General features: G+C 31.1%; 13 protein-coding genes. 11 read left to right on the top strand and 2 right to left on the bottom strand.

Annotated features, from left to right (window positions below; translation table 11 throughout):
* Positions 1-170: 170 nt before the first annotated feature.
* Positions 171-866, bottom strand: a complete 696-nt coding sequence (locus tag AJN58_RS04115; protein WP_044779849.1) for an aspartate/glutamate racemase family protein — start codon at positions 864-866, stop codon at positions 171-173.
* A gap of 119 nt (positions 867-985) precedes the next feature.
* A complete protein-coding gene (gene ung, locus AJN58_RS04110) occupies positions 986-1,681 on the bottom strand; it encodes a uracil-DNA glycosylase (protein ID WP_070233966.1) in 696 nt (231 codons plus the stop codon).
* Positions 1,682-1,956: 275 nt separating this feature from the next.
* On the opposite strand from ung, the gene aspA reads away from it, so the two are divergent.
* From aspA to proB, 11 genes are all read left to right on the top strand, one after another.
* Positions 1,957-3,363: an aspartate ammonia-lyase gene (aspA, locus tag AJN58_RS04105; RefSeq protein WP_002854440.1), complete on the top strand. Its 1,407-nt coding sequence runs from the start codon at positions 1,957-1,959 to the stop codon at positions 3,361-3,363.
* Between the two features lie 16 nt (positions 3,364-3,379).
* Positions 3,380-4,717 (top strand): anaerobic C4-dicarboxylate transporter, encoded by a 1,338-nt coding sequence (locus AJN58_RS04100; protein ID WP_044779367.1) that lies wholly within the window; start codon positions 3,380-3,382, stop codon positions 4,715-4,717.
* Positions 4,718-4,822: 105 nt separating this feature from the next.
* Positions 4,823-6,184: a COG3014 family protein gene (locus AJN58_RS04095; RefSeq protein WP_070233964.1), complete on the top strand. Its 1,362-nt coding sequence runs from the start codon at positions 4,823-4,825 to the stop codon at positions 6,182-6,184.
* A gap of 9 nt (positions 6,185-6,193) precedes the next feature.
* Positions 6,194-6,562, top strand: a complete 369-nt coding sequence (locus tag AJN58_RS04090) for a YcfL family protein (protein WP_002881373.1) — start codon at positions 6,194-6,196, stop codon at positions 6,560-6,562.
* A 23-nt stretch (positions 6,563-6,585) separates the two neighbouring features.
* Positions 6,586-7,209: a penicillin-binding protein activator LpoB gene (gene lpoB, locus AJN58_RS04085; RefSeq protein WP_002851945.1), complete on the top strand. Its 624-nt coding sequence runs from the start codon at positions 6,586-6,588 to the stop codon at positions 7,207-7,209.
* A gap of 81 nt (positions 7,210-7,290) precedes the next feature.
* Positions 7,291-8,628, top strand: coding sequence for a DUF6844 domain-containing protein (locus AJN58_RS04080; RefSeq protein WP_070233960.1), 1,338 nt, complete (start codon positions 7,291-7,293; stop codon positions 8,626-8,628).
* A 9-nt stretch (positions 8,629-8,637) separates the two neighbouring features.
* Positions 8,638-9,840, top strand: a complete 1,203-nt coding sequence (locus tag AJN58_RS04075; RefSeq protein ID WP_070233957.1) for a CsgG/HfaB family protein — start codon at positions 8,638-8,640, stop codon at positions 9,838-9,840.
* 158 nt (positions 9,841-9,998) lie between these two features.
* The gene (gene rplU, locus AJN58_RS04070; RefSeq protein WP_002778820.1) at positions 9,999-10,307 is read left to right on the top strand and encodes a 50S ribosomal protein L21; all 309 of its coding nucleotides are present in this window, start codon (positions 9,999-10,001) and stop codon (positions 10,305-10,307) included.
* Positions 10,308-10,317: 10 nt separating this feature from the next.
* The gene (gene rpmA, locus AJN58_RS04065; RefSeq protein ID WP_002800974.1) at positions 10,318-10,572 is read left to right on the top strand and encodes a 50S ribosomal protein L27; all 255 of its coding nucleotides are present in this window, start codon (positions 10,318-10,320) and stop codon (positions 10,570-10,572) included.
* A gap of 107 nt (positions 10,573-10,679) precedes the next feature.
* On the top strand, positions 10,680-11,717 hold the full coding sequence (gene obgE, locus AJN58_RS04060) for a GTPase ObgE (protein WP_044779370.1): 1,038 nt from the start codon (positions 10,680-10,682) through the stop codon (positions 11,715-11,717).
* A gap of 122 nt (positions 11,718-11,839) precedes the next feature.
* Positions 11,840-12,595 (top strand): glutamate 5-kinase, encoded by a 756-nt coding sequence (gene proB / locus AJN58_RS04055; RefSeq protein WP_044779371.1) that lies wholly within the window; start codon positions 11,840-11,842, stop codon positions 12,593-12,595.
* Positions 12,596-12,613: the final 18 nt, after the last annotated feature.

Raw genomic sequence — 12,613 nt, 5'->3', positions numbered from 1 at the left:
GTTTTTATTGACTTGGCCTTTAGTAATTTATCTAAGCTATAAATTTATAATGCTAAATATCAATCAATTAGAAAAAGATAGCAAACTATAAAGCAAGATAAGATTTAAACCGATATAAGTATAAATCTTTTCAAAATATTGCAATTTGCCTACTTTTGGGCATCTTTTAATCATAAATCTTTTAAAGCTTCATTAGCAGCATCAAGGGCGTGAATAAGGCTTGTGTCAAAAATTTTGATATTTGTATCATTTTTGGATATTAATAAACCAATTTCAGTGCAAGCTAAAAGCACTCCCTTTGCACCTTTTTCTTGTAATTTTTTTATAATATTTAAATATTTTTCTTTAGATTCTTGCTTGATTTTACCCTTGCAAAGCTCATTAAAAATAATATCATTAACGATTTTTATATCTTCATCGCTAGGAATAATAACGCTAATATTTTCTTCAATAAGCATTTTTTTATAAAAATCCTGAGTCATTGTGTATTTAGTACCCAATAAACCAATTTTTTGTATGTTTTCTTGTTTTAAAGCCTTAGCAGAGCTTTTTGCAATATGCAAAATAGGGATATTTATGTTTTGTTGAATTTCATCAAAAACCTTATGCATAGTATTAGTTGCAATTATTATAAAACTAGCCCCTGCAAGTTCTAATTTTTTAGCACACTGAGTTAAAATTTGCGCAGCTTCTTGCCATTTATCTTGGCTTTGTAAATTTTCTATTTCTTCAAAATTAACACTGTAAAGTAAAATTTTTGCAGAATTTAAAGATTTTAATTTATCATTTATAGCTTGATTTATTGTTTTATAATAAGTAATAGTACTTTCAAAACTCATTCCGCCTATAATACCAATGGTTTTCATTTTTCTCCTTAAAAATTAATTTTTGAGTTGTTTTATTATAATATATTTCATAGAAATACGATTTATTTTTAAATAAATAAATATATTTTAATATTTTTATTAAAATTTAAAATAATTTTTTAAACTATTTTCCAATCTACAGGAATTTTACCAACTTTTTTTAAAAATTTATTAGCCTTTGAAAAATGTTTACAACCTAAAAATCCTGTTCTAGCTAAAGGGCTTGGGTGAGCTGCTTTTAAAATCAAATGCTTAGCATTATCAATCAAAATCTCCTTGCTTTTTGCGTAATTTCCCCAAAGCATAAAAACAAGCCCTGATTTTTCATTGCTTAATTTATGTATTATAGCATCACTAAATTCTTGCCAACCCCACGAACTATGACTAGCTGCTTTATTTGCTTCAACGCTAAGAATAGAATTTAAGAGCAAAACTCCTTGTTTTGCCCAAGAGCTTAAATCTCCGCTTTTTGCTGGAGCGATGTTTAAATCATTTTGCAATTCTTTAAAAATATTATTAAGACTTGGTGGGATTTTTACATTTTTTGGAACCGAAAAACTAAGCCCCATTGCTTGGTTTGGTTGATGATAGGGATCTTGTCCTAGGATAATAATTTTAATTTCTTTTAAGGGACATAAATTAAAAGCATTAAAGATTAAATTTGCAGGCGGATAAATAATTATATTTTGATCAATCGCATTTAGGTATTGTTTTTTGATTTCTAGAAAATATTTTTTTTGAAATTCGTCTCTTAAAAATTCTTTCCAGTCATCATTTATTTTAATCTTATCTATGTTTATTGTAATTTCTTCCATGTTATCCCTAATTATTTAAATTATTAAAAATTTTATTCTAGCAAAAAAAGCTTGCAAAAATATATTAATTTTTTTTGAAGTAAATAAAATTTTTTATATTAATAAAAATTAAATATAAAGACATAATTTAGGATATAAAAATACTTAATTTATTATATTTTGAAAGTATTTTAATTATTAACCAATTATTAACTAAAAATGCAATATCATTATTTTATGATTTAAATCAAAAATTTTTGATTTTAAATTAAAATACTTTTTATGAAAGGTTCAAAATGGGAACAAGAAAAGAACATGATTTTATTGGGGAATTGGAAATCTCTGATGAGGTTTATTATGGAGTGCAAACTTTTAGAGCTGTTGAAAATTTTGATATTTCTCATGATAGATTAAAAGATTTTCCTCGCTTTGTTAGAGCTTTGGCTAGAGTAAAAAAAGCTGCAGCTATGGCAAATCATGAATTAGGTCTTTTGGATAAAAATATCCAAGATGCGATTATTAAAGCGTGTGATAAAATTTTAGAAGGCGGGTATTATGATCAATTTGTAGTAGATATGATCCAAGGAGGTGCTGGAACAAGTACAAATATGAATGCTAATGAAGTTATAGCAAACATAGGACTTGAACTTATGGGTCATAAAAAAGGTGAATACCAATATCTTCATCCAAATGATCATGTTAATTTAAGCCAAAGTACTAATGATGCTTATCCTACAGCTTTACACCTTGCCTTGCATGATTATTTAAGTGATTTGGCAAAAGCTATGGAGCATCTGAAAAAAGCTTATGAGAGAAAAGCTGAAGAATTTAAAGATGTTCTTAAAATGGGTAGAACCCAACTGCAAGATGCTGTACCTATGACTTTAGGTCGTGAATTTAAAACTTTTGCCGTAATGATAGGTGAAGATATACAAAGAGTATTAGAAGCTAGAAAATTGATTTTAGAGATCAATTTGGGTGGAACTGCTATTGGAACGGGAATTAATTCTCATCCTGATTATCCGAAGGTTGTAGAAAGAAAAATAAGAGAAGTGACAGGTTTTGAATATACTGTGGCTGAGGATTTGATCGAGGCGACTCAAGATACGGGAGCTTATGTACAAATTTCAGGTGTTTTAAAACGTGTTGCAACAAAACTTTCTAAAGTATGTAATGACTTAAGACTTTTAAGTAGTGGTCCAAAATGTGGTCTTAATGAGATTAATCTTCCAAAAATGCAACCAGGTAGTTCTATCATGCCAGGTAAGGTAAATCCTGTTATTCCTGAAGTAGTTAATCAAGTTTGTTATTTTGTTATTGGAGCAGATGTAACTGTAACTTTTGCTTGCGAGGGTGGACAATTACAACTTAATGTTTTTGAACCAGTTGCAGCATATAGCTTATTTAATTCTATTGTAATGCTAGAAAAAGCAATGTATACTTTAGCTGATAAATGTATAGATGGTATTACTGCAAATGAAAAAATTTGTTCAGACTTTGTCTATAATTCAGTAGGTATAGTAACAGCTTTAAATCCTTATATTGGTTATGAAAATTCAGCTTCTATAGCTAAAGAGGCAATGAACACTGGAAAAAGAGTGGCTGATATTGCGCTTGAAAGAGGGCTTTTAAGTAAAGAACAAATTGATGAAATTTTAACACCATCAAATATGCTAAATCCTCACATGGAAGCTAAAAAATAGCATTTTAGGATTTAATATGGATATAATGATAATTTTGCAAGTAATCGTCCTTCTTGGGGCAATTTTTATCGGTATTCGCCTAGGCGGTATTGCTATAGGTTATGCTGGAGGATTGGGTGTAGTTATACTAGGACTTGTTTTAGGTATGAAACCTGGTAATATTCCTTGGGATGTTATTTTAATTATTGCTGCAGCTATTGCAGCAATTTCTGCTATGCAACAAGCAGGTGGACTTGATTATATGGTAAGGGTGACAGAAAAAATTTTAAGATCAAGCCCTAAATTTATAAATTATTTAGCTCCAGCTTGTGGATGGTTGCTTACAATCTTAGCAGGAACAGGAAATGCAGTATTTTCTTTAATGCCTGTTGTAGTTGATGTTGCAAAATCTCAAAACATAAAACCTAGTGTTCCACTTTCATTAATGGTTGTTTCTTCGCAAATTGGAATCACTGCTTCTCCTGTAAGTGCAGCTGTGGTTTATATGAGCGGCGTTTTAGAGCCACTTGGATGGAATTATCCAACTTTAATTGGAATTTGGATCGGTACAACTTTTATAGCTTGTATGCTTACAGCTTTTATAGTGAGTTTAATCACTCCTATGGATTTAAGCAAAGATAGCGTTTATCAAGAACGCTTAAAAGCAGGACTTGTTAAAGATGCAGGAGCTATTTTACATGGTGAAGATAAACCAGGTGCTAAACTTTCAGTAGGAATTTTCTTGATCACTGTTTTGGCAGTTGTACTTTATGCAACTGCAATTTCAAGTAATATTAAATGGATTGATCCTGTTGTGGTTCCAAGAGATGCAGCTATTATGAGCTTTTTACTTACTGCAGCAACTTTGATCACTTGGCTTTGTAAAGTTGAACCAGGTAAAATTCTTGATACCAGTGTATTTAAAAGTGGTATGACTGCTTGTGTTTGTGTTTTTGGTGTAGCATGGCTTGGAAATACTTTTGTTGCAGGACACGAAGCTTCTATTAAAGAAGTAGCAGGCGACTGGGTTAAACAAACCCCTGCTATGTTAGCAGTTGCATTTTTCTTTGCAAGTATGCTTTTATATTCTCAAGCAGCAACCGCAAAGGCCATTGTACCTGTAATTATCACCGCTTTAGGAATTTCAGCAACAAATCCGCATGATTCTTATATGCTTGTAGCTTGTTTTGCAGCAGTTTCAGCACTTTTTGTGCTTCCAACTTATCCAACCTTACTTGGCGCTGTGCAAATGGATGATACAGGAACGACTAGAATTGGTAAATTTATATTTAATCACTCTTTCTTTATACCAGGAGTTTTAGCTATTGCAATTGCTGTAGCATTAGGCTTTGTATTAGCTCCTATGCTTATTTAAATCAAACCCTAGGTTTTTCTCCTAGGGTGAAAATTTTTTCATTAGTTTTTAAGTATATACTACGCTATAATATTCATTTTTAATTTTCTTTAAGAAAGGAATTTAATGAAGATAAAAGTTGGGTTGATTTTTTCAGGTATTGTTTGCCTTTTTTTAACAGCTTGTGTTAATCAGGTTAAACAAAATACAACATTTGAAAATGCTTTAACACAAAAATATTGTGGTGATGATTTTTTCAATCAAAATTTAGAAAAAATTAAAAAAAATGATGATGTCATTTATACAGGATTAAATGCAGGTTTGATTGCTAGAAATTGTGGTGATTTTAACAAAAGTAATGTATTTTTTGATGCTGTGGAAGAATCTTATAAATATGATGTGGATTTAGAAAATGTAGGCTCTAAAGCAGCTAAATTTGTTGGTACAACCTTGCTTAATGATACTATAGTTGATTATGATGGTTCTTTATATGAAAGAATTATGGTTAATATATATAAAGCTCTAAACTATATGGAAGAAGATGATTATGAAAATGCAAGAGTTGAGTTTAATCGTGCTTTAATGCGTCAAGATAAGGCAAAAGAATATTTTGCTAAAGAAATTGAGAAAAATCGTGCTGATTTAGATAAGGCAAAAGAAGATAAAAATTATGATAAAAATATGAATGAAAACTCAAAAGTTATAGAAGCACAATACGATAACTTATTTAAAGAGTTTGATACAACAAAAAATTTCATAAATCCTTATGCGACTTATCTTGCTTCAATATTTTTCTTTATGGATAAAGATTATAGAAAAGCTGCAGATTTATTTAGAGAAGTAGCTATTATTTATCCAAAAAATAAAACTATCAAAAAAGAGGCTAAAATTTTTAAAGAATATGCCACAAAAATAAAAGTCAAAAAAGCTAAAAAATATGTTTTTGTAGTTTATGAAAATGGATTTGGTGTAGTTAAGGATGAATTTGCTTTAACCTTACCTTTTATAGTGGATAAAAAAATTATTAGCACAAATATTGCTTTACAAACCTTGAAAAAAAGGGAAGCTTCTTTTGCAAATTTAAATATAAATGGTCAAAATACAAATGATTTTGTAGATTTAGACAATATTGTCGCTACTGAATTTAAAATAAATATGCCTGCAATGATTGCTAAAGCCTTAGCTCAAACTATAATTAAAACCACTTTAAATGTAGCTGTTGCAAATAATGACTCTACAGGTGGATGGCTAAGTCTTGCAACAGCAGTAGCAACTGCTGCAACCAACAAAGCTGATGTGCGTTCTTGGAGAGGTTTACCAAAAAGTATTGCCATAGCAACAATAGAAAACGACGGAAATTTAGAAATCAAAGATCCACAAGGCAATATTTTGTTTCAAAAATCATTGGATAAAAATAAAAATGCTCTTGTTGTAGTGCGTTCTTTTGCTCCGTATTTACCTGCAAGTGTTGCTATCATGGAAAAATAAGGCTAAAAGATGAAAAAAATTATTTTATTTATTTTAATGTTTTTACTTAGTGCTTGTGCACCAAGTTATCAAATAAATTCAAATCAAAATACTGTAATTTTAGGTTCAAATTTACCAAAAAGTTTAGTAAAACAATTTCAAAAGCGTATAAATAGCAATGGTTATTTAGAATTTGAAGTGATTTTACGCAGTACTTTTGCTAAAGATGTAATTTATAAAGTAGATTGGTTAGATAAAGATGGTTTTGTGCTAAGAGATGTTTTAAATGAGGATTATCAAGCCCTTAGAATTCCAGCAGGACAAGAGGTAATTCTTCGTAAACTTGCATCTGATACAAGAGCGAAGGATTTTAGATTAGAAATTAAAGCAAAAAATTAATCTCATTTTAGGAAGGATAAATCATGAAAAAAACAAAAATTTTAGGAACAGCTCTTATTGGAGCTTTGCTTTTTAGTGGTTGTGCGCAAACAGCTTATACAGATGGAAAGGCAAGTCAGGTAAAAAAAGGCGATGCTTTAACCTTGGGTCTTGATAGACAAGATTTTGAAAGTGCAGCTGAAACTATGATAAATAGTATGTTAAGCGATCCTGCTTTTGCAAATATTAAACCAGGTACAAGAAAGGTTATTGCTATTGGTAGGGTTGTGAATGATACCCCGCAAAGAATCGATACTGAAAAACTCACCGCAAAAATCACTTCTGCATTAAGAAAATCAGGTAAATTTGTTCTAACTTCGGCAGTTGCTGCAGGCGGAGCGCTTGATAGCATGAGTGAAGATGTAAGAGAATTAAGAGATAATGATGAGTTTAATCAAAAAACCATAGCAAAAAAAGGGACATTGGTATCGCCTGATTTTTCTCTTGCGGGTAAAATTAGACAAGATAATGTAAAACTTAGCAATGGTAAAACTCAAGTAGAATACTTTTTCTTACTAAGACTTACTGATTTAACATCAGGTTTAGTTTATTGGGAAGATGAGCAAACTATTGATAAAACTGGTTCTAGTAAATCAGTTACTTGGTAAAATAAAAATTAATTTATGAATAAAATTTTTAGCTCAAGTGTTTAGCTTGAGCTTTTTTTATGATTTTTAAAAGGATATGAAATGAAAAAAATATTATTTATTGGCTCTTTAGTTATGGCAAGTTTACTTTATGCACAAGGTTCCCAGCCTGTAGAAATTACACAACAAGATATAAATACTCAAAATGAAATGTCTGATGCAAGTACTAAGGATATTACCCCAAAATCAATTGAAGATTTTTTTGAAGAATTTGCCGATAATTTCGGTATAGAATATGGTATAACCAAAGATGGAAAAACTTTTTATACGGGAAAAAGTACTGTTGCTGTAAATGATACTGATCCACAATTTGCACAAGCTTTACAAAATGCTTATCAAAAAGCAATGTTAAATTTACAAAGCGAATTTATAAGAGATGCTTTTGGAAGAATTGCTACAAGCAAGATTCAAAATTATGAAGCAGATAATTCTACTAATGCTAAGGAATTTGATGAATTGCCAAAAGGTGATAAGGTTGATCAAATTTTAAATAAACTTACACAATTAGCTGGTGCTCAGCTTGATAAGGCATTAAAAGATTTAGGTATAGATACAAATTCTTTAAGCGAAGACAGAAAAAAGACTTTATTAAAGCAAGAATTTCTTAATAAAACTATGACAAATGCCATAGGTTCTATGAGTGGACTTGTTCCTGTGCAAACTATAGTTACACAAAGAAGAGGTGAGTATGATGTAGGTGTTATTGCTGTTATTTCCAATAAAACTCGCCAATTAGCAAAAGATATGGCACTAGCAAGACAGAGTGCTATTAAGGGTAAAGGCAAGGCAATAAGTGAGTATCTGCCAAAAGATACAAAAGGCTTTTTAAATGAATATGGAATTCGCTTAGTTTATGATGAAAATGGTGCGCCTATTATTTTAAGTTATGGAAACTGGGGTTATGTAGCAGATCCTAGCAATGCTAAAAAAACAAATATTTTAGAAGATAGAGCCAAAGAAACAGCACTTACTATGGCTGATGCTGCTATTATAGAGTTTATTAATACAAATTTAAGTCTTAAAGATGAAAGAACAACTGGTGATACTTACGAGGAAATTATCAAACAAAGTATTAATGTTAATGATAGTTCCACTCAAGAACAAACTCAAAACATAACAAATATTATTGACAAAGTAAGTAGTAAAATAAAAGCAAGTGCAAGCGGTAAAATTCGTGGTATTCGTACTCTTAAAAAATGGAGCTATACAAGTGAAAATGGTATTGAATATGTAGGAGCTGTGAGATTTTATTCTTATGAAAATTTAGCTAACACAAATGAGGCTTTAAATTCAAAGTCAAATACAACAAAAAATGAAGCTAAAAAATCTTCTAGCATACAAAGAAGCTCTAATGTTGTAAATAGCATGGATGATTTTTAAAGGTAAAAGATGAAAATAATTAAAATTCTTTTTTTAGGCTTATTTTTAAGTCTAAGTCTTAATGCTAAAGTTATAACCACAACTTCAACAAAATCAAGCACAGGCGAAGGCACAGGCTTGACTAGGGAAGATGCGATAAACAATGCCATTATAGAAGCTATAGGAAAAATGAGCGGAGTAAGCATCAATTCTCTTAAGAAATCTAACACTAGCGTTTCAACTGATAATTCAGGTTCAAACATACAAGATAATTACAGCGAGCAAATTTCAAAAGCCACCAAAGGTAGAGCCGATACTTATGAAATCAATAGTGTTGAACAAGATGTAAATGGTAAATATACAGCCAATGTAACGATTTTTAAAACCACAACAACAAAAAAGTATCAAGCTCCAGGTTTAAGTGCAGATAATAGAAGAAGTATTACTGTTTTTGATTCTACTCCAGATGTTGCAAAAAGAGGTATAGGCTCAGCTTTGCAACAAAAAATCATTTCTGATTTATTGCAAAGTCGTAAATTTAATGTTTTAGACCGTGATTCTAGTGGCTATTATGAAATGGAAAAAGCTTTAATCAAAAGTGGCGACGCAGCTAGTGATGAAGTTTATAAACTTAAAAATGTGTTAGCAACAGATTATATTTTATTGTTTTCTATTTCAGGACTTGAAGGTAAGCAAAAAACAAGCAATTTAACAGGAAAAAGCAAAACTGAAATTGAAGTTATCGTAGATTATCGCGTGTTTTTATTTGCTACAAGACAAATTAAATTTTCTAATACTTTAAGTATGAAAGTTAGCATTAAAGACGATAGCCTTAGTGCCAATGAAGCTGCACTCAAACAAATTGCAAATCGTATTGCAGGAGATATTTTAAATGCAATTTATCCTTTGAAAGTTGCAAGCGTTGAAAACAATGAAGTAGTATTTTCTCAAAGCTTAAATCAAGGTGATATTTATGAATGTTTTGCTCTTGGGAAGGTTATAAAAGATGCTTATACAAAAGAAAATACAGGAAGAGTAGAAAGCAAAACAGGAAGTATTGAAATCACTCGCACAAGCCCTAAACTTTCTTATGCAAAAATCACAGAAGGTAGTGTAAAAGTAGGCGATATTTGTAGACCTTTAATTGGTAGCAATAGTGGAAATGGTTATACTATAGGTCGTGATGCAAATTATGAAACCCAAGAAGGTGGCGGAGTAAATCTAGGCTTTTAAATTTTTAGAGTTTGATTTTTCTCAAACTCTAAATCCTTTCTTAAATTCATCAAAAATTAAAGAAAAATTTTGTAAAATCAAAATTCTATTAAACCACTAAAGCTTTTAAATCCGTTATTGCGGTGCTTTATGGTACTACCAATTTATAAGGAAAAGCAATGTATGCTATTATCAAACACAGCGGAAAGCAATACAAAGTAAGTGTTGGCGATGAGCTAAAACTAGATCACTTTGAAGCTGAAAGCAAAGCAAGTATTGAAGTAAGCGAAGTTCTTGCTATCAATGATAAAGAATTAAAGGTAGGTGCGCCTTTCGTAGCAGGTGCAAAAGTTGTTTTAGAAGTGATCAATCACGGAAAAGATAAAAAAGTTGTGATTTACAAAAAAAGACGCAGAAAAGATTCTAAACTCAAACGCGGTTTTAGAAGACAATTTACTCGCGTTGTAGTAAAAGATATCAAAGCTTAAGGAGTAAAGAATGGCACACAAGAAAGGTCAAGGTTCAACTCAAAATAACCGCGATTCTATAGGTCGTCGTTTAGGTGTTAAAAAATTTGGTGGCGAGTTTGTTAGAGCTGGAAATATCATCATCCGCCAAAGAGGAACTGCAACTCATGCAGGTAACAATGTAGGTATGGGAAAAGATCATACTATCTTTGCTCTAATTGATGGTTTTGTAAAATTCGAAAGAAAAGACAAAGACAGAAAAAAAGTTTCTGTATATCCTGCATAAGTTTTCAGGACGCTTTTTTAGCGTCTTGAAAACTTTAAATTTATAAATTTAACTTCTTTTATTTACTCAAATTTAGCTTTATAAATTTAAAGTCAAAGGCAATTTAAATGTTTATTGATAGTGTTAAAATTACTTTAGCTTCAGGCGATGGCGGCAAAGGTGCTGTAAGTTTTCGCCGTGAAAAACATGTTCCACTTGGTGGCCCTGATGGAGGAGATGGTGGAAATGGTGGTGATATTATTTTCGTATGTGATAATAATACCCACACTCTTGTAAATTTCAAAGGCAAAAGAGAATTACGCGCACAAAATGGTGCTGGTGGAATGGGGCGCAATAAAAATGGCAAAAAGGGTGAAAATTTAGAACTTATAGTGCCCGAAGGAACGCAAGTTATCGATGCGCAAACTAATGAAATTTTACTCGATCTTACCAAAGAAGGACAAAGAGAGCTTTTTTTAAAAGGTGGAAAAGGCGGACTTGGCAACACTCATTTTAAACACGCCACTAATCAACGCCCCGATTACGCACAACCTGGTATAAAAGGAGAAAGTCGCTTAGTCAGACTTGAGCTTAAACTTATTGCCGATGTAGGGCTTGTGGGCTTTCCAAATGTGGGAAAATCTACTCTTATAAGCATTGTTTCAAATGCAAAACCTGAAATTGCAAATTATGAATTTACCACCCTTACTCCAAAACTTGGACTCGTGGATGTAGATGAGTATAATTCCTTTGTTATGGCTGATATTCCAGGGATTATCGAAGGAGCAAGTGGGGGTAAAGGCTTAGGACTTGCCTTTTTAAAGCACATAGAAAGAACGAGCTTTTTACTTTTCGTGCTAGATCCTATGAGGCAAATGCCTTTAAAAGAACAATTTATAGTACTAAGAAAAGAACTTGAAAAATTTTCCAATGAACTTTTTGGGCGTAAATTTGGCATCATGATTTCAAAAAGTGATAGTGTTAGTTTAGGAGAAGAATTTGCCGAGCAAATTGCTTTAAACATTAATGAGTTAGAAAATTATCTCAAAGAAATAAATAATCCGCAAAGCTTTTTAATCAAAGTCTCAAGTCTTGAAAAAACAGGACTTAAAGAACTTAAATTCATGCTTTTAGAAGAAATTAAAACTTTAAGAAATAACAAATAAAAATTTTAACAATCTAGGAAGTGTTTTATATTAAAAGTTTCAAACACTCCCTATTTTTTCAAACAATAACTAGTTTATATGAAATTTTGGCTAAAATTATAAAAATTTTTCAAGGAATAAGCATGAAAAGAATAGTTGTTAAAGTGGGTTCTCATGTGATTAGTGAAGAAAACACTTTAAGTTTTGAGCGTCTTAAAAATTTAGTCGCATTTTTAGCTAAACTCATGGAAAAATATGAAGTGATTTTAGTAACTTCAGCAGCGATTTCAGCAGGACACACTAAACTAGATATTGATAGAAAAAACCTCATTAATAAACAAGTTTTAGCCGCTATTGGACAACCTTTTTTAATCAGTGTTTATAACGAGCTTTTAGCCAAATTTGGTAAACTAGGCGGACAAATTTTACTTACAGGCAAGGATTTTGACTCTAGAAAAGCTACCAAACACGCAAAAAATGCTATCGATATGATGATAAATTTAGGAATTTTGCCTATTATCAATGAAAATGACGCTACAGCTATAGAAGAAATTGTCTTTGGTGATAATGATAGCTTAAGTGCTTATGCTGCGCATTTTTTTGATGCGGATTTGCTTGTGATTTTAAGCGATATTGATGGATTTTATGATAAAAATCCTAGTGAATTTAGTGATGCAAAACGTTTAGAAAAAATCACTCATATCAAAGAAGAATGGCTACAAGCAACCATAAAAACAGGTAGTGAGCACGGAACGGGTGGTATAGTAACCAAACTTAAGGCAGCTAAATTTTTACTTGAACACAATAAAAAAATGTTTTTAGCAAGTGGATTTGATTTAAGTGCGGCAAAGACATTTTTATTAGAAGATAAACAGATAGGTGGAACTTTGTTTGAGTGATTAATTTATTAAATTCTC

This window comes from Campylobacter sp. BCW_4321, from assembly GCF_001763075.1.
In the GTDB taxonomy this organism is placed as follows: domain Bacteria; phylum Campylobacterota; class Campylobacteria; order Campylobacterales; family Campylobacteraceae; genus Campylobacter_D; species Campylobacter_D jejuni.
This window is presented reverse-complemented; position numbering and strand designations above follow the sequence as displayed.

Excerpts from the sequence above, each read along its gene's own strand:
- obgE (WP_044779370.1), top strand. The coding sequence starts at position 10,680 with ATGTTTATTGATAGTGTTAAAATTACTTTAGCTTCAGGCGATGGCGGC.
- ung (WP_070233966.1), bottom strand. The coding sequence starts at position 1,681 with ATGGAAGAAATTACAATAAACATAGATAAGATTAAAATAAATGATGAC.
- lpoB (WP_002851945.1), top strand. The coding sequence starts at position 6,586 with ATGAAAAAAACAAAAATTTTAGGAACAGCTCTTATTGGAGCTTTGCTT.
- AJN58_RS04080 (WP_070233960.1), top strand. The coding sequence starts at position 7,291 with ATGAAAAAAATATTATTTATTGGCTCTTTAGTTATGGCAAGTTTACTT.
- AJN58_RS04100 (WP_044779367.1), top strand. The coding sequence starts at position 3,380 with ATGGATATAATGATAATTTTGCAAGTAATCGTCCTTCTTGGGGCAATT.
- AJN58_RS04075 (WP_070233957.1), top strand. The coding sequence starts at position 8,638 with ATGAAAATAATTAAAATTCTTTTTTTAGGCTTATTTTTAAGTCTAAGT.
- AJN58_RS04095 (WP_070233964.1), top strand. The coding sequence starts at position 4,823 with ATGAAGATAAAAGTTGGGTTGATTTTTTCAGGTATTGTTTGCCTTTTT.
- proB (WP_044779371.1), top strand. The coding sequence starts at position 11,840 with ATGAAAAGAATAGTTGTTAAAGTGGGTTCTCATGTGATTAGTGAAGAA.
- rplU (WP_002778820.1), top strand. The coding sequence starts at position 9,999 with ATGTATGCTATTATCAAACACAGCGGAAAGCAATACAAAGTAAGTGTT.
- AJN58_RS04090 (WP_002881373.1), top strand. The coding sequence starts at position 6,194 with ATGAAAAAAATTATTTTATTTATTTTAATGTTTTTACTTAGTGCTTGT.
- aspA (WP_002854440.1), top strand. The coding sequence starts at position 1,957 with ATGGGAACAAGAAAAGAACATGATTTTATTGGGGAATTGGAAATCTCT.
- rpmA (WP_002800974.1), top strand. The coding sequence starts at position 10,318 with ATGGCACACAAGAAAGGTCAAGGTTCAACTCAAAATAACCGCGATTCT.
- AJN58_RS04115 (WP_044779849.1), bottom strand. The coding sequence starts at position 866 with ATGAAAACCATTGGTATTATAGGCGGAATGAGTTTTGAAAGTACTATT.